Annotated in this window: 16 protein-coding genes; 12 read left to right on the plus strand and 4 right to left on the minus strand. The window is 67.0% G+C overall.

Translation table 11 applies throughout. The annotated features are described in order from the left end of the window. The first annotated feature begins 40 nt into the window (after positions 1–40). The 3 genes from ACYVDK_RS11180 (at position 41) to mctP (ending at position 3421) form a co-directional block, all read left to right on the plus strand. Complete coding sequence (locus tag ACYVDK_RS11180) at positions 41–949, plus strand: M48 family metallopeptidase (protein WP_460521675.1); 909 nt, start codon at positions 41–43, stop codon at positions 947–949. 376 nt (positions 950–1325) lie between these two features. Then, positions 1326–1691, plus strand: coding sequence for a DUF3311 domain-containing protein (locus tag ACYVDK_RS11185; protein WP_460521677.1), 366 nt, complete (start codon positions 1326–1328; stop codon positions 1689–1691). Continuing rightward, positions 1688–3421 carry a sodium:solute symporter family protein gene (gene mctP, locus ACYVDK_RS11190; protein WP_460521679.1) on the plus strand — a complete coding sequence of 578 codons (1734 nt, stop codon included), beginning with the start codon at positions 1688–1690 and terminating at the stop codon, positions 3419–3421. Before ACYVDK_RS11185 ends, mctP begins: the two co-directional genes overlap by 4 nt. A gap of 20 nt (positions 3422–3441) precedes the next feature. On the opposite strand, the gene ACYVDK_RS11195 is transcribed toward mctP, so the two are convergent. After that, on the minus strand, positions 3442–4671 hold the full coding sequence (locus tag ACYVDK_RS11195) for a winged helix-turn-helix domain-containing protein (RefSeq protein WP_460521681.1): 1230 nt from the start codon (positions 4669–4671) through the stop codon (positions 3442–3444). A gap of 73 nt (positions 4672–4744) precedes the next feature. Here ACYVDK_RS11195 and ACYVDK_RS11200 point away from each other — a divergent pair, with 73 nt between their 5' ends. Together ACYVDK_RS11200 and ilvA are read left to right on the plus strand one after the other, a co-directional pair. Beyond that, a complete protein-coding gene (locus ACYVDK_RS11200; protein ID WP_460521683.1) occupies positions 4745–5944 on the plus strand; it encodes an AI-2E family transporter in 1200 nt (399 codons plus the stop codon). A gap of 95 nt (positions 5945–6039) precedes the next feature. Beyond that, a complete protein-coding gene (ilvA, locus tag ACYVDK_RS11205; RefSeq protein WP_460521685.1) occupies positions 6040–7305 on the plus strand; it encodes a threonine ammonia-lyase in 1266 nt (421 codons plus the stop codon). A gap of 73 nt (positions 7306–7378) precedes the next feature. Here ilvA and greA read toward each other — a convergent pair whose 3' ends face one another. Together greA and ACYVDK_RS11215 are read right to left on the minus strand one after the other, a co-directional pair. Continuing rightward, positions 7379–7870: a GreA/GreB family elongation factor gene (gene greA / locus ACYVDK_RS11210; RefSeq protein WP_460521687.1), complete on the minus strand. Its 492-nt coding sequence runs from the start codon at positions 7868–7870 to the stop codon at positions 7379–7381. A gap of 88 nt (positions 7871–7958) precedes the next feature. Further along, positions 7959–8387 carry a DUF4307 domain-containing protein gene (locus ACYVDK_RS11215; RefSeq protein ID WP_460521689.1) on the minus strand — a complete coding sequence of 143 codons (429 nt, stop codon included), beginning with the start codon at positions 8385–8387 and terminating at the stop codon, positions 7959–7961. Between the two features lie 158 nt (positions 8388–8545). On the opposite strand from ACYVDK_RS11215, the gene mca reads away from it, so the two are divergent. The 3 genes from mca to ACYVDK_RS11230 are packed head-to-tail and all read left to right on the plus strand — an operon-like array spanning position 8546 to position 10906. Continuing rightward, positions 8546–9442 carry a mycothiol conjugate amidase Mca gene (gene mca / locus ACYVDK_RS11220; RefSeq protein ID WP_460521691.1) on the plus strand — a complete coding sequence of 299 codons (897 nt, stop codon included), beginning with the start codon at positions 8546–8548 and terminating at the stop codon, positions 9440–9442. Next, complete coding sequence (locus tag ACYVDK_RS11225; RefSeq protein ID WP_460521693.1) at positions 9443–9730, plus strand: hypothetical protein; 288 nt, start codon at positions 9443–9445, stop codon at positions 9728–9730. It abuts the gene before it with no gap. Positions 9731–9751: 21 nt separating this feature from the next. Continuing rightward, positions 9752–10906 (plus strand): ArsB/NhaD family transporter, encoded by a 1155-nt coding sequence (locus ACYVDK_RS11230; protein ID WP_460521695.1) that lies wholly within the window; start codon positions 9752–9754, stop codon positions 10904–10906. A 45-nt stretch (positions 10907–10951) separates the two neighbouring features. Here ACYVDK_RS11230 and trhA read toward each other — a convergent pair whose 3' ends face one another. Beyond that, on the minus strand, positions 10952–11755 hold the full coding sequence (gene trhA / locus ACYVDK_RS11235; RefSeq protein WP_460521697.1) for a PAQR family membrane homeostasis protein: 804 nt from the start codon (positions 11753–11755) through the stop codon (positions 10952–10954). A gap of 196 nt (positions 11756–11951) precedes the next feature. On the opposite strand from trhA, the gene ACYVDK_RS11240 reads away from it, so the two are divergent. The 4 genes from ACYVDK_RS11240 (at position 11952) to ACYVDK_RS11255 (ending at position 16412) form a co-directional block, all read left to right on the plus strand. Continuing rightward, positions 11952–12740, plus strand: coding sequence for an undecaprenyl diphosphate synthase family protein (locus ACYVDK_RS11240; RefSeq protein WP_460521699.1), 789 nt, complete (start codon positions 11952–11954; stop codon positions 12738–12740). A 97-nt stretch (positions 12741–12837) separates the two neighbouring features. After that, positions 12838–13950, plus strand: a complete 1113-nt coding sequence (locus ACYVDK_RS11245; RefSeq protein WP_460521701.1) for an aminotransferase class V-fold PLP-dependent enzyme — start codon at positions 12838–12840, stop codon at positions 13948–13950. Positions 13951–14281: 331 nt separating this feature from the next. Further along, on the plus strand, positions 14282–15637 hold the full coding sequence (locus ACYVDK_RS11250; RefSeq protein ID WP_460521801.1) for a PhoH family protein: 1356 nt from the start codon (positions 14282–14284) through the stop codon (positions 15635–15637). Between the two features lie 193 nt (positions 15638–15830). After that, the gene (locus ACYVDK_RS11255) at positions 15831–16412 is read left to right on the plus strand and encodes an A24 family peptidase (protein ID WP_460521703.1); all 582 of its coding nucleotides are present in this window, start codon (positions 15831–15833) and stop codon (positions 16410–16412) included. Positions 16413–16444: the final 32 nt, after the last annotated feature.

The following is a 16444-nucleotide window of genomic DNA, read 5'->3' on the forward strand; positions in this document are numbered from 1 at the left end:
CTCGCCACTCACCACTCACTGGACTGCAGGACACCCGTCTATGTACAGGGCGATCGCCGCGAACAAGCGGAATACCGTCTTCATCATCATCTTCTTCCTGGTGATCATCGGCCTGCTCGGCTGGCTCGCCAGCTACCTGTTCCACAGCTGGGCGATCCTCATCGTCGTGATGATCGTGGCGGTCGGGTATGCCTTGATCCAATACTTCGCAGCCTCCGGGCAGGCGATCGTGACCTCGGGTGCCGTGGAGATCCAGAAGGCCGACAACCCGCGGCTGTGGAACACCGTGGAAAACCTGTCCATCGCCACTGGCATGCCGATGCCGAAGGTGTACATCATCAACGACCCGGCGCCGAACGCGTTCGCCACCGGCCGTGACCCGCAGCACGCCGTGGTCGCCGCGACCACCGGGCTGCTGGACATCATGGACGACTCCGAACTCGAGGGCGTCATGGCGCATGAGCTCGGCCACGTGCGCAACTACGACATCCGGGTGTCGATGATCGTGTTCGGACTCGTGGTCGCGGTGGGCCTCGTCGCCGACATCCTGCTGCGCATGAGCATGTTCGGCGCATTCGCCGGGGGTAACAACCGCAACAACAACAACGGCGGAGGGGGCGGCGGCAACCCGATCCTGCTGATCGTGGGCATCGTCGCGCTGATCCTGGCACCGCTGATGGCATCGCTCGTGCAACTGGCCATCTCCCGCCAGCGCGAGTACCTGGCCGACGCCACCAGCGCCATGACCACGCGGAACCCCGACGAGCTCGCCAGCGCCCTCGCCAAGCTCGAGCAGTACGGACGCCCACTGCGACGTCAGAATTCCTCGATGTCGCACCTGTGGATCGCGAACCCGCTCAAGCCGTCGCTGATGAGCAAGCTGTTCTCAACCCACCCGCCTCTCGAAGATCGCATCGCACGCCTGAAGAAGATCGGCACCAGCTTCTGAGCTCGTCTTGCACGCCTGGTCCGTCCAGGCGTGCCGCAGCCGACTACGCAAGTCGCTGAGTGGAGGTCGGGCGCCGTACACGACGCCGCCTCGCAGAGCGTCCCGCGTCGGGAAAGTCACGACGTGTCCCTCCGAACGGCTGGCCGGCAACACTCACCGATCGGGCTCTTGACGTGGACTGACCGCTGGGTGAATGGTTGTCTCTGCGCTGGCCCGCGCTGGAGCTTGGAGCGGGGGCCATTTCTGGCCTCCGCCGCGACGCTCCCTATCGCACGGCCGTCACGCCGCAAGCGGCGTGACGGAACCGGCGATGGGGGCCCAACGCCGACCGCCGTCTCGGCGGTCGGTTCTTTGAACCACTGCCAAGGAGACGATGGTGTCTGAACCCGATATGCCCACGCGCGGACCGGCGAGGCCGGTTCCGTACGTGATCGCGGGCATCCTGATCGCGATCGCGATCATCATGCCGTTGATCGTGCCGCTCTACGCGTTCGCGAAGCCGACGCTGTGGGGAATGCCGTTCTTCTACTGGTACCAGTTGCTGTGGGTGTTCATCGCTGCCGGGCTGCTGGGCATCGCGTATCTCGTCATGCGCAAGGAGGACAGGCGGCGCCGCGACGCGGTGCGCGGTACTCGTGCCTCGGGCGCGACGACGTCGCTGCCCACGGATGCCGGTGACCGGCACCCGGGCACCGGCACCGACGCCTCGAGCGCGGCCGACGACGAGGAGGGCGACCGATGACGCACCTGCTCTCCATCGCCGCAAACGTAGCCGCGACCACCGGACCGGATGCGCACGGCAACCGACCGGTCAACTGGGTCGCGCTCATCGTCGTGATCGTGATCTTCGTCGCCGTGGCGGTGATCGGCTTCCTGGCCTCCCGCTGGCGCACGGATCCGAGCACGCGCGGACTGAACTCGCTCGACGAATGGGGTCTGGGCGGCCGCGGATTCGGCACCTGGGTCACCTGGTTCCTGCTCGGCGGCGACCTGTACACGGCGTACACGTTCGTGGCGGTGCCGGCGGCGATGTGGGCATCCGGTGCAGTCAGCGGATTCTTCGCAGTGCCCTACACGATCGTGCTGTATCCGATCGTGTTCCTGCTGATGAGCAGACTCTGGTCCGTTTCACATCGGCACGGCTACGTCACCCCTGCGGACTTCGTCGGCGGCCGTTACGGCAGCCGCTGGCTGTCGGTGGCGGTGGCCCTCACCGGCATCATCGCCACCATGCCGTACATCGCGCTGCAGCTCGTCGGGATCAAATCAGTGCTGACCGTACTCGGCCTGGGGTCCAACACGAACCCGTTCATGGCCGATCTGCCGCTGATCATCGCCTTCATCGTGCTCGCCGCCTACACGTACGCGGGCGGCCTTCGTGCCCCGGCCCTGATCGCGATCGTGAAGGATGTGCTGATCTACATCGCGATCATCGTCGCGATCGCCTACCTGCCGGCGCATTTCGGTGGCTGGGAGGGCATCTTCGGTGCAGCGGAGAAGAAGCTCAGCACGGTGAACCCGGCGACGGGCAATCCCTTCGGTGCGGTGATACCGGGCGCAGGAAGCTTCAACGCGTACTGGACCCTGGCGCTGGGGAGCGCGATGGCGCTCTTCATGTATCCGCATTCGATCACCGGAGTCCTGGCGACCAAGAGCCGCAACACCATCCGTCGCAATGCCATGGTTCTGCCGTTGTACTCGCTGATGCTCGGCTTTCTCGCGCTGCTCGGCTATGTGGCGATCAAGGCGGGCACGCATCCGATCGACACGAACGGTGCCATCAACGCACAGCTGGTCGTGCCTCAGCTGTTCCTCGACTCGTTCCCGTCGTGGTTCAGTGGCATCGCGCTGGCGGCCATCGCCATCGGTGCGCTGGTGCCTGCGGCGATCATGTCGATCGCGGCGTCAAACCTCTTCACCCGAAACATCTACAAGGACCTGTTCAAGAAGAACGCCACTGCGAAGCAGGAAGCGGGTGTGTCCAAGCTGGTGTCGCTGATCGTCAAGCTGGGAGCCCTCGTGTTCGTGCTGGGCATGGACCAGTCGTCGGCGATCAATCTGCAGTTACTCGGCGGCATCTGGATTCTGCAGACGTTCCCGTCGATCGTCGCCGGTCTGTACACGCGTTGGTTCAATAAATGGGCGTTGTTCGCCGGCTGGGCGGTCGGAATCGCGTACGGCACCTGGGCTGCATACAACGTGGTCAACCCGGTCACGCACGCGCACTTCGGCGGCTCCATCGCCGCGTTCCCGTTCACCACGGTCCCGGTGTACATCGGGGTCTCCGCGTTCGTGCTGAACGCTGTCGTCGCCACGGTGGTGACGCTTGTGCTTCGCCTGCTCAAGGTGAAGGACACGACGGATGCGACGCGCTCCTCGGACTACGGCGCCGACGAGAACGACCCCAAGGTGGTCGCGATCGAGCAGACGCAGCCGCCGCTGGAACCCGAACTCGACGGCCGCGGCTCCTGACGCGTAGGCGGTGGCGGCTTTCAGCCGGCCGCCACCGCCGATGCCAGCTCGCGTGCGAGCGTTCCGCGATCGCGCACGTCGACAGCCGAGAGTCCCTGCCATTCTGCCGCCTCGCGGAGCAGCGCCGCGAGGCGCGAGGGGGTCTCGGCATCCGCTTCGGCCTCCGCCCAAGCGAACTGCACGATGAGCACGCCCGCTTTTCGGTCGCTCTTGACGTCGACGCGGGCGACGATGCGATCGTCCTGCAGCACCGGCAGCACGTAGTAGCCATAGACCCGCTTCGGTGCCGGCGTGTAGATCTCGATGCGATAGTCCAGGCCGAACATCCGCAGCGCTCGTGCGCGTTCCCACACGATCGGATCGAACGGCGACAGCAGAGCGGATGTCGGCATCCGGCGAGGCAGGCGAGCATCCGTCGCGAGCCATACCGGTGCGGGGCGGCCCGCGCGTTCCCAGCCCGGCACCGTGACACGGTGCACCTCGCCGGCCTCCTCGAGCTCGGTCAGCGCAGCCTGGGTGGGAACGGACTTCAGCCGGTAGTAGTCGGCGATGTCGCCCAGGGTGCCGATGCCCAGCGCACGCACCGAGCGGCGCACGAGCTCGCGCACGGCATCCGCGGTCTCGACCGTCGTCTCCAGAACGGAGGCCTGGAACACCTGCTCGGGCAAGGCGTAGCGGCGCTCGAACCTGTTGCGGCCGGCGATGGCGACGTCTCCGAATCGGAACAGCATCTCGAGGGTGCGTTTCACTTCGGACCAACCCCACCACGGCCCCTTGCGCACGTTCTCCTCGTGCTCGATGTCGCTGGCCGCCATCGGACCGTTCGCCGCCAGCTCATCCAACAACCACCGGGCGGTACGGCTGTGGGCCGCGTTCCAGGCCTCGGTTCCCGAGCCGTGACGTTGGCGCATCGCGTCCATCCGCCACTGGAAGAGCGGCCGGTCCTCGCGTCGCAGGAAGGCCGCCTCGTGCGCCACGTACTCCGTGTATGGTGCGCGCGAACGCATCGTGAGGGCGTCCAGCAGCCCCTTGTCGTACGCGCCGAGCCTGGCGAACACAGGAAGGTAGTGGCTGCGCTCGAAGACGTTGACCGAATCGATCTGCAGCAGCCCGATGCGGTCGATGAGACCGTTCAACTGACGAGTCCCCACCGTCGCAGGTCGCGGCCTGCCGAAGCCCTGTGCCGCGAGTGCGATGCGCCGTGCGAGTGCGGGAGAGATCGTCGGCGTCGCTGTTGCAATGGATGCCACGGCACGACGCTATCCGCACCCCCTGACATGGTGATGGCGATGAACGCTCAGCAAACACAAATAGACTGAAGCGATGGCCCGACCACCTGCGCCGAACCATCCCGCTTCCGAATCCGCCGAAGAGACCGTCGAGTCATCCCTTCCCCGAGGGGTGCGCATTTCCGCGGCGTGGTCGTGGCGTCTCCTGTTGATCGGCGCCGTGATCGCGGTCGTGGTCTTCCTCATCGTGCAGTTGAGGCTCATCGTGGTGCCCGTGCTCGTCGCGGTGCTGCTCGCGGCGCTTCTGGTGCCGTTCGTCGACTGGCTCGCGAACCATCGATGGCCGCGCTGGCTGGCGATCGTCGTGGCGCTGGTGGCCGTGCTTGTCGTGGTCGGCGGTCTCGTGGTGCTCGTCGTGTGGCAGATCCGCGGAGAGGCGCAGGCGCTTCAGCACAGCAGTACACAGGCGTTCGACGACTTCAAGGCGTGGCTGCAGGGACCGCCGCTCGAGTTGACCGACAAGCAGATCGACAGCTACGTAGCGCAGGCTCTGAAGGCATTGCAGCAGGACAGTCAGGTGCTCATCTCCGGCGCGCTGTCCATCGGTTCGACGCTCGGGCACGTGCTCACCGGCGCGGTGCTCACCGCGTTCAGCACGCTGTTCATCCTCATCGACGGCAAGGGCATCTGGTCGTGGATCGTGCGCATCTTTCCCCGGCGCGCCCGGGCCGCGACGGATGGCGCCGGTCACGCAGGTTGGATCACGCTGACCAGCTTCGCCCGCGTGCAGGTTCTCGTCGCTTCGATCGACGCTCTCGGCATCGGCCTGGTCGCCTTCTTCCTCGGCCTGCCGCTGGTGGTGCCGATCGCGGTGCTGGTCTTCCTGGGATCGTTCATCCCCATCGTCGGAGCAGTGATCACCGGTGCGCTCGCGGTCGTCGTCGCCCTGGTCTACAACGGCTGGGTAGCCGCGATCATCATGCTGGCGGGGGTGCTCGCCGTGCAGCAACTCGAGGGTCACGTGCTGCAACCGCTCATCATGGGATCGGCCGTGAAGGTGCATCCGCTGGCAGTGGTGCTGGTCGTGGCGGCGGGGTCGCTGTTGGCGGGCATCCCAGGGGCGCTTTTCGCGGTTCCGTTCGCAGCCGTGCTGAACGTCATGGTCAAGTACGTGTCGTCCGGAGCCTGGCGTGCCGGGCCTGACGCTCCCTACACCGGTCCTCCCGACGCACTGTGGAAGACGGTGCCGCGACCGCGCCGGCGGCGCGACCGCCGTGACGGGGCCTCGTCCTGAGGGCGTTCAGTGCGTGCCGGCCCGCCGAGTGCACGATCCTTCTGGGCGGAAGACCCATGGCCGGCAGGGAATGAGCGGGAACGTAAACTGTGCCGGTGACGTCCGTGAGTGAAACTCCTCGTGAATCGACCGTCGGCCCCGCTCTGGATGAGATCGAGCACGCCCATGAGATCGTCTCGCGTGTGGCGAAGAAGACGCCGGTCGAGACCTCGAACCACCTCACCGAGTTGCTCGGATCAGATGTGCTGTTGAAGTGCGAGAACCTGCAACGCACAGGCTCGTACAAGATCCGCGGTGCCTACTACATGATGTCCAAGCTGACTGCGGAGCAGCGCGCCCACGGCGTGGTCGCAGCCTCGGCGGGGAATCATGCGCAGGGCGTCGCGTTCGCCGCTCGTCAGCTGGGTGTCAAGTCGACCATCTTCATGCCGCTGGGCGTCGCGCTGCCGAAGCTGCAAGCGACGCGCGACTATGGCGCGCACGTGGTACTGGGCGGCGCGACCGTCGAGGAGCCGCTGCGGGCCGCCGCGGAGTTCGCGCGCGACACCGGGGCGATCCTGGTTCCGCCGTTCGACCATCCGGATGTCATCACCGGGCAGGCCGCGCTCGGACTGGACATCCTCGACGACGTCCCCGACGTCGAGACGATCGTGGTTCCGATCGGAGGAGGCGGGCTGATCGCTGGAGTCGCATCCGCCGTCAAGCAGAGAGCCAGGATCGAGGGGCGTAACATCCGCATCATCGGCGTGCAGGCCGAGAACGCTGCTGCATTCCCGGTCTCGTTGAAGGCGGGTGCGCCGACTGACATCGCGGTCGGGCCCACCATTGCCGACGGCATCGCCGTCGGCCGGCCGGGCACGTTGAACTTCGAGATCGTACGGCAACTGGTCGACGACGTCGTCACGGTGAGCGACGACGACACCGCGCGCGCCATCCTCGTGCTGCTGGAGCGGTCCAAGCTCGTGGTCGAGCCGGCCGGAGCGGTCGGCGTCGCGGCGTTGCTCTCCGGCGCTGTGCAGGCATCCGCCGGCGTGCTCGGACGCACGGTCGTCGTGCTCTCCGGAGGCAACATCGACCCGCTGCTCATGCAGCGTGTCGTCGATGCGGGCCTCGCTGTCTCGGACCGCTACCTCAAGCTGCGGCTCATGCTGCCGGACCGGCCGGGTCAGCTCGCCCGCACGTCCGAACTGATCGCGGCAGCGAACGCCAACGTCGTGGAGGTGCTGCACACGCGACACGGCAACGGACTGCAGATCAGCCAGGTCGAACTCGAGGTCAGCGTTGAGACGCGCGGTCCCGAGCACAAGGCCGAGGTGGTGCGTATCCTGCGCGAGGCGGGCTACGATCCGATCGTCGACTGAGGGTTGCCGGCTGGCGGTCGCCGGCTGAGGCTCATCGGCTGCGGTTCGCCGACTGAGGTTCGCCGACTGGGGCCTACTGCCCCGTCCAGGTTTGAACGTTCGTGACCTCGACCTGGATCTCGCGGCCGTTGGGTGCCGTGTATGAGGTCTTCTCGCCTACGCTGAGGCCGAGGATGGCTGCACCGAGAGGGCTTGCCTCGCTGTACACGGACAGTTCGCTGCCGTCGCCGATCTCACGGTTGCCGATGATGAACGAGTCCTCGTCGCCCGCGATGACCGCGGTGACGACAGTTCCTGGCTCGACAACTCCACGGCTTTGCGGTGCCTCGCCGACCTTGGCGTGGCGCAGCAGCTCGGTGAGCTGGGCGATGCGGGCCTCCTGAACGCCCTGGGCGTCCTTGGCCGCGTGGTAGCCCCCGTTCTCCTTGAGATCGCCCTCCTCACGAGCAGCCTCGATGCGCTTGGCGATCTCGCTGCGGCCGACGGTGCTGAGGTGTTCGAGTTCAGCGAAGAGACGGTCGTGCGCCTCCTGGGTCAGGAAGGTGACCTGCGTGTCCTGGGACATGTGAACTCCTACGGATGGGGGACGAGAACGGGGCATATCAACATGTACGCCCCGACGTGTCCGTCAGGGCGTATCAGATGATCCTACGTCAGCGGGTCGCCGAAGACCAGCAGGAGTCGACTGATCCACTCACGCTGGGTTGCATCGTACGCAGGGTCGTGGTGAACGACCGGGTGGTCTGAGACGACCGCGGAAGCTGCACCACCTTCCAGCCGGTGACCGTGAAATCGATGTCCTGGGCTTCGATGGCACAGGCGACGGATGCGCCGGCTTCTGCCGACACCGTGTACGACACCTTCACATGCTGGCCATCGAGCACCTGGGTCGCACCGGTGCCGACGGTGATCCCCGATCCGCTCACCCAGCCGAAACCCGCCCACACGGCCCAGCACGCCACCAGGACCACCACGACGACCCCGAGCAAGGCGAGCAGCCAGCGATCCCGCCGTCTCGTGCGCGTCGTGCGGCCGTATCGCGTGCCGACGGCCTGCACCCCGGATGCCGTGGGTTCGGGCACGAGGCAACCTCCGATATCGAACGATTAGGCTGGGCGTCAAGCCTACGTGCTTCCGCTGTGAAGGCCCGTTCGGCTCCATCCCGTTCGCCTACATCACTCGTATCCTTCGTGCGACGCTTCAGCGTCGCACGACTCGCACAGATTGCCGGATGCCTGCCATGACTCTCCGACTCCTCGCGGTGCACGCCCACCCTGACGACGAGTCCAGCAAGGGTGCTGCCACGTACGCCTACTATGCGCACCACGGCGTGGACGTGATGGTGCTGAGCTGCACGGGGGGAGAGCGTGGAGACATCCTCAACGAGGGACTCGCCGCCCGTGCGATGGCCGAGCGTGATCTCCCCGGACTGCGCAGGGGTGAGATGGATGCCGCGGCGCGCGTTCTCGGCATCCGTCATCGCTGGCTGGGATACGTGGACTCCGGCATGCCCAGCGACGACGGCCGGGTGCCTCCGAACTCCTTCGCCGATATCCCGCTGGAGATCTCGGCCGAGCCGCTGGTCGCGATCATCCGCGAGTTCCGGCCGCACGTGCTTCTCACCTACGACGAGAACGGCGGATATCCGCACCCCGATCACATCCGCTGCCACGATGTCTCGGTCGCGGCGTACGACTGGGCTGCAGACCCGGAGAAGTATCGGAATGCCGGCGAGCCATGGCAGATCGCGAAGCTCTACTACGACCGCATCTTCAACGCGAAGCGAATGGCCAGCGTCTTCGGGCAGGTCCGTGCCGACGACCCTGAATCACCGCTGCTGAAGCACTTCGAGGGCATGATGGAACGGTTCGGCGAGCAGCCCGACCTCGCCACCACCCGCGTTCCTGCCGGCGACTTCTTCGAAGCCAGGGACGCCGCCTTGCTGGCGCACGCCAGTCAGGTGTCTCCCGACAGCTCTTTCTTCTTCTGGCCCAACGACGTTCAGCGTAAGGCATGGCCGTACGAGGACTACCAACTCATCGACTCGAAGGTGGAGACCACAGTGCCCGAGAACGATCTCTTCGCCGGGATCGAGGACGACCCGGTCGTTCCCGATGCGCGGATCGAGGCACGCTGAGTGCTCGCCACACTGCTGCTGGCCGTGACCCCCACGCCCACGCCGAAGACCCCGAACGCCGACCTCGTCACGCCGGGCGTGTGGGGCTTCGTCATCACGCTGCTGATCGCGGTTGCGACGATCGTGTTGATCTGGGACATGATGCGCCGGATTCGGCGCACTCGTTACCGCGCCGAAGTCAACGCGAAGCTCGACGCCGAGGAGGCGGCAGGCGGGACCGACATCGTCAAGACGGACGGGAACGCACGGGGTGGCACGGATGCCGTACGCCGCCCCGACCACGACTGACCGCCGTCTGAGGATGCGCACGTGCGCAGCCTGATCATCGGCGCGGCGCTGCTCGTCGTGGGCGGCCTGGCCATCCTCGTCGGCGTGTATCCGGCGCAGGATGCCCTCGCTCTCGTCGACCGCGTCTGGCCGGTGCTGCTCTTCGTGCTGGCCATCACCGTCGTGGCCGAACTGGCCGCCGAGGCGGGTCTGTTCGACGTCGTCGCCGCGTGGAGCACTGGGGCTGCGCGCGGCAGCGCGTGGACGCTCTGGCTGCTGACGGTCGCGGTCGCCACGGTCAGCACGATCTTCCTGTCGCTGGACACCACGGCCGTTCTGCTCACCCCGATCGTCGTCACCATGGCGCGGCATGTGCGGCTGAATCCGCTGCCGTTCGCGCTCACCACCGTCATGCTCGCGAACTGCGCGTCGCTTCTGCTGCCGGTCTCCAACCTCACGAACCTGCTCGCCGAGCAGAAGCTCGGGGGAGTGGGCGCGGCCGGCTTCGTCGCGCTGAGCTGGGCGCCCGCCATCGTGGCGGTGCTGCTGCCGGTGATCGCGATCGCCGTGATCGGGCGCCGCACGCTCGCCGCGCGGTACGTCGTGCCGTCACCGCAGAAGGTGATGGATCGGCGTCTCACGCTCGCTGCCGCGATCGTCGTCGTTGCGCTGCTTCCAGTGCTCGTCTCCGGCGTTCCCGTGTGGATCCCGGCCTGCACCGCCGCGCTCGTGCTCGTCATCGTGTTCGCAGCACTACGCCGCGATGCACTGCACTTCCGGCTCATCCCGTGGTCGACCGTCATCTTCGCCGGCGGCCTGTTCCTCGCGATGGGAGCGCTCGAGGCCGTCGGCTCGAGAGCAGTCCTCTCCGCGATCGCGGCGCCGGGTGTCTCAACGGGTGACCTGCTCAGGATCGCCGGAGCCGGGCTCGTCGCGTCGAACGCGGTGAACAACCTGCCGGCGTACCTGGCGCTGGAGCCTGTGGCGCAGCATCCGCTCCAGCTCATGGCACTGCTAGTCGGTGTGAACGTCGGTCCGCTCATCACGCCGTGGGCATCGCTGGCGACGCTTCTGTGGCACTCACGGCTGAAGCGGCTCGGCGTGGACGTACCGTGGGGGCGCTACATGCTCATCGGTCTTGTCGTGGCACCGGTGACGGTAGTCGTCGCGACGCTCGCGCTCGCCGCCGTGCACTGAACGGGACGCCGGTCACTGAACGGGATGCCAGGCATCCTCGCGGCACTACCCGTTGTATGCGGGGTGCAGAACGATCAGCAGCGAAGCGGTCCAGTGGCAGAGGAATGCGAGCACGGTCAGGGTGTGGAAGATCTCGTGAAAGCCGAAGCGGCCGGGAAACGGGTTGGGCCGCTTCAGGCCGTACACGAGGGCACCGATCGTGTACAGGCCGCCGCCGACGAAGACGAGCACCATCATCGCCGCGTTCGCGTCGACGAGGTCGACGACATACATGATCGCGGCCCAGCCGAGCAACACGTAGAGCGGAACGTAGAGCCACCGCGGCGCGGTGATCCAGAACACGTGGAATGCGATGCCCAGCAGAGCGCCACCCCACACGATCGACAGCAGGATGGCACCCTTCTGCGGTGGGAGCGCGAGCACACCGAGCGGTGTGTAGGTTCCGGCGATCAGCAGAAAGATGTTCGCGTGATCGATGCGCTTGAGCACGAGCTTCGTGCGGGGCTTCCAGTTGAACCGGTGGTACAGCGCGGAGTTGCCGAACAGCAGCATCGACGTCACCATGAACACCGCAGACGCCCACTTCGCGGGTGCACCGTGCGCCAGAGCGATCAATACGATGCCGGCAGCGATCGTGGCAGGGAACGTTCCAGCGTGGATCCAGCCGCGCCAGGTGGGTTTGAGTTCTGATGGATGCGCCGCCGAGGCATCCACGAGCGGCAGGTTCGGCAAGCCCTTCTCACGCTCGTCATCCGCTTTCACGCGCGCGTCGGCAGCGGAGAGCGTGCCGGCGGGCTGGGCCAGATCGTCGGCGACATCGACGTAGTCGCGGGAGGCGCGTCGGGGCATGTGGCAAGGATAGGTGAGCGCGCATGGCAATCGTCTGACCGCAACCGAGCCGGCATAGCCGGCTCGGCGCTGGGCCCCCATCGCCGGTTCCGGCGCGCTGCGCGCCGCGCGACGGCCGAGCGATAGGGACGGTCGCGGCGGCGGTTCAGTGGACCGGCCCGCGGCTCCTGGCTCCACCGCGCGATAACGTAATCGGGTGACCTCTAGCCGGATACCGAAGCCCGGCCCAGGATTCCTCTACGGGCTGTACCAGAACCGGCTTCGGCGCAGCATCGAGCCGGCGTCAGTGCCCGAGCACGTAGCGATGATCATCGACGGCAATCGTCGCTGGGCGCGGCAGCTCGGGCTGGAGACGGTCGCGCACGGTCACAGGGCAGGCGCAGCCAAGATGCTGGAATTCCTCACCTGGTGCGACGAACTCGGGGTCAAGGTCGTCACGCTCTACCTGCTCTCGGCCGACAACCTGAGCAATCGCGATCGCAGCGAGCTCGCCGACCTGATCGAGATCATCGCGGACCTGGCGCATGCCGTGTCGGCGGCAGGAGATTGGCGCGTGCAGCACGTCGGCACGACGGCAGGGCTGCCCAAGCGGCTCGTGCAGGCGCTCGGCGACGCCGAGCAGAGCACCAACGAGAACCCCGGCATGCACGTGAACCTGGCGGTCGGCTATGGCGGACGCAAGGAGATCGTGGATGCCATGCGCAGCATCGTCGCCGAGCATCACGCCGAGGGCCGCAGTCTGGAGGATCTTGCCGAGCGTCTCACACCCGACCTGATCGGCGCTCACCTGTACACCGTCGGGCAACCCGATCCTGACCTGGTCATCCGCACCTCCGGCGAGCAACGCCTCAGCGACTTCATGCTGTGGCAGAGCGCGCACAGCGAGTTCTACTTCGTGGAGGCGCTCGGACCCGACCTGCGCGAGGTCGACTTCCTTCGGGCCGTGCGCGACTACTCCCGCCGCAACCGCCGCTACGGCGGATGAGGCGGCGCCGCGCGGACGACTGCGGTCCCGCCAGTGCCGATGCACTGACCCTGTTGTCTACTGTCTACGACACAGCAGAATGGCTCTGGGAGGTCGCGTGACAACGGTTGAAGAGTTCGCCGAAGGTTTCCTGGAAGAACCCGGCTATCTGGATTTCGCCAGGGTCGGGCCGCTCTCGGCATCCGTGGTCGCTGAGGTGCAGGGCATCAACGAGGTGTTCTCCCGCGGCAGGTTCGGCTCGCTCGCACCGCTGCGCAACGAGGACGAGCGGATGCGCGTGGCGGCATCGGCCCTCACCGGCTTCCCAGCCGACCAGATCGTCTTCCAGCCCAACGTCGGCACCGGGCTCATGCATGCGATGTTCGGGCTCACCGGGGCGGTACTGCTCTCGGGTGCCGAGTTCCCATCGCTCACATTCTCTGCGGCACGGGCATCCGAGGCTCTGCACGCGGTGCAGGCGGTGTGGCTGGAGACGGATCACGGCAGGGTCACACCGGGAACCGTGCGCGAGCAGCTGTCCGACTCGGTCACGGCCGTCGCCGTGAGTCTGGTGGACTCGCGCACCGGCTACGTTGCCGATATCGACGGCATCCGGCAGGTCATCGGTGATCGGCTGCTCGTCGTCGACGCCGTGCAGGGCTTCGGCGTGGTGGATGCTCCGTACGAAGTCGCCGACGTCGTCGTGGTCGGCGCGGAGAAGTGGCTGCGTGCCGGCTGGGGTGCGGCATTCATGGCGCTGTCCGACCGTGCCATCGACAATCTCACCCCGGTCTGGAGCGGCCATACCGGAGCCGGTGTGATCGACCCGTTCGACGAGGTGCTGCCGCCTGAGCGTGGTGCGGGAGCCTTCACCGTGGCACGAGCCGACAGCGTCGCCCAGGCACGGATGTCCGCAGCAATGGAAGACGTGGCATCCGTCGGCGTCGACGTGCTCGAGGCTGCGGTGGCGGATCGTGTCGACCACATCATCGACCTCGCCGATGAATACGCCATCCCGGTCACCTCTGCCCGCGAGACGCCGGAGCGCGCCGGGATCGTCGTGATCGAGCCGTCGAACGAGCGGCTTACGGCGCTCAGCGCGTCGCTGTTCAACCACGGCGTCACCGCCACGACCCGGGCAGGCGCCGTGCGGCTGAGCGCCCATGTCTCGTTCGGCGAGGAGGCCCTTGAGATGCTGCGTGGCGCGTTCACGTCGTACTCCACGGCGTAGCGCCTCCGGCGAGAGGCTGCCCCACGACCGAGCCGGCGCAATCGGCTGGGCGCTGGACCCCCATCGCCGGTTCCGGCGCGCCGCCGGCGGCGCGTCGGCCGTGCGATAGGGATGGTCGCGGCGAAGGCGCACTGGGCCTCCGCTCTCAGTTCCACCGCGCGTGTCACCGACGTGATGTCGGCGGCGGGGCCTAGCGTCGAGGTGTCGGGCATCCGGCCCGACCGAGGCGCCCGTCACGGAATCGTCTTGAAAGGTGCGGCCGCTTCGTCGACAGGATCCGCGCAGAGTCCCACATCGTGGGGCGCGCGGGGTGGGAGTGGTTGTGACCGCGATGCAGACCCAGGTTCCGGCAGCCAAGAGCACGGCGCAGTCGAGTGTCGACGCACGAGCGCACCAGACAGAGCGCACCTATGTGCTCGACACGTCGGTGCTGCTGTCGGACCCACGTGCGCTGTTCCGGTTCGCCGAGCACGCCGTCGTGATCCCGGTGGTCGTGATCAGTGAACTCGAGGGCAAGCGCAATGATCCTGAGATCGGGTACTTCGCCCGCCAGGCGCTGCGGCTGCTCGACGAGATGCGCGTGCAGCACGGGCGTCTGGACTTTCCTGTGGCGGTCGGCGAAGGGGGATCGCTGCGTGTTGAACTGAACCACTCGAGCATGTCGGTGCTGCCGAGCGGCCTGCAGCTGGGCGACAACGACTCCCGCATCCTCGCCGTGGCGCAGAACCTGGCGAACGACGGACTGGCGGTGACCGTGGTGTCGAAGGACCTGCCGCTGCGTGTCAAGGCCGCCTCGATCGGACTGCTGGCGGAGGAGTACCGTGCGGAGCTCGCGCCGGAGTCCGGGTGGACCGGGGTGGCCGACGTCGACCTCGGGTCGGTCGACATGGCCAAGCTGTACGAGCGTGAGGAACTGGAGTCGGCTGCCATCGACGGCCTGCCTGTCAACACCGGGCTCATCGTGCACTCCGATCGTGGCTCGGCGCTCGGCCGGGTGATCGGTGACGGAACCATGAAGCTCGTACGGGGGGACCGCGACGTGTTCGGTCTACACGGGCGTTCGGCGGAGCAGCGCCTCGCCATCGACATGCTGCTCGATCCGGAGATCGGCATTCTGTCACTCGGTGGCCGCGCAGGAACGGGCAAGTCCGCGCTCGCACTGTGCGCCGGCCTCGAGTCGGTCCTCGAACGGCAGCAGCACAAGAAGATCATGGTGTTCCGACCGCTGTACGCGGTCGGCGGTCAAGAGCTCGGCTACCTTCCAGGCGACCAGGGCGAGAAGATGACGCCCTGGGGTGAGGCCGTGTACGACACACTCGGCGCGGTCGTGTCGCAGAACGTGATCGACGAGGTCGTCGAGCGCGGCATCCTCGAGGTGCTGCCGCTCACGCACATCCGAGGGCGTTCGCTGCACGACGCGTTCGTCATCGTCGACGAGGCGCAGTCGCTGGAGCGCAACGTTCTGCTCACCGTGCTGAGCCGCATCGGCCAGGGCTCGAAGGTGGTCCTCACCCACGACGTCGCCCAGCGCGACAACCTTCGGGTGGGGCGGCACGACGGTGTCGCCTCCGTGATCGAGACACTGAAAGGGCATCCGCTCTTCGGGCACGTGACGCTGACACGCTCGGAGCGTTCGGCGATCGCGGCGCTGGTCACCGAGCTCCTGGAGTTCGGCGAAATCGCCTGAGGGCTTGAACTGCCGCGCGCCGGAGAGGGGCCGGCGCGCGGCTCGGTCGTCGGCCGGAACGCCGTCGGCCCGAACACCGTCAGACGACAACCGTCGCTCGGCAGGCCGCGCTCGGCGTTCAAGCCGGACGGTAAGGCGATCCGCCTGTGGACAGTTCGGTGGCTCGTCTTCGCACTCCCGCTAGCGTCGAGCCGTGTACGTCACGCTCCCCGACCTCGACCACAGGCAGGCCACCCATCGGCCACGCAGTCGACGTGCGCGACTCGTGTGGCAGCTCTCCCTCACCGCCGTGCTCCTGGTGATCGCGAGCTTCGCCATCGGCGTGCGATACGAACTGGTCGGATGCCTGTATCTCGCATTCGCCACGCCCGAACTGTGCCGAGTCGATCTGGCACACCATCGCCTTCCGAACGCACTCGTGCTGCCCGGCCTCGCCTTCGCGGCGATCGGCGCCGTCTTCGGTTGGCTTGCCACAGGGAGACCGCCCACAGCGGCCGCACTGGCCACGGTGGCGGTCGGTGGATTCTTCGCTCTCCTCGCGCTCACCGGTGGAGTCGGCATGGGCGACGTGAAGCTCGCGGTCGCGCTGGCGCTCGCCGGCGGTGCGGCATCCGTACTGGTGCCCGTGGGAACGGTCATGCTGGGCTTCATCGCGGCCGGGGTCGGTGCCCTGACGATGCTCGCCGCACGGGGCGGAACCGGAAACGTCGCGTTCGGCCCGTTCCTGCTCGGTGGCTTCTGGACATCCGTCGCGGCGCTGCCGCTCATCGTCTGAGAACGGCGGCCTACTCGATCGGAACGTCGATC

This window comes from Humibacter antri (assembly GCF_054777235.1).

Excerpts from the sequence above, each read along its gene's own strand:
- trhA (WP_460521697.1), bottom strand. The coding sequence starts at position 11,755 with ATGCCCCGACGCGCCTCCCGCGACTACGTCGATGTCGCCGACGATCTG.
- ACYVDK_RS11200 (WP_460521683.1), top strand. The coding sequence starts at position 4,745 with ATGGCCCGACCACCTGCGCCGAACCATCCCGCTTCCGAATCCGCCGAA.
- greA (WP_460521687.1), bottom strand. The coding sequence starts at position 7,870 with ATGTCCCAGGACACGCAGGTCACCTTCCTGACCCAGGAGGCGCACGAC.
- mca (WP_460521691.1), top strand. The coding sequence starts at position 8,546 with ATGACTCTCCGACTCCTCGCGGTGCACGCCCACCCTGACGACGAGTCC.
- ACYVDK_RS11250 (WP_460521801.1), top strand. The coding sequence starts at position 14,282 with ATGCAGACCCAGGTTCCGGCAGCCAAGAGCACGGCGCAGTCGAGTGTC.
- mctP (WP_460521679.1), top strand. The coding sequence starts at position 1,688 with ATGACGCACCTGCTCTCCATCGCCGCAAACGTAGCCGCGACCACCGGA.
- ACYVDK_RS11180 (WP_460521675.1), top strand. The coding sequence starts at position 41 with ATGTACAGGGCGATCGCCGCGAACAAGCGGAATACCGTCTTCATCATC.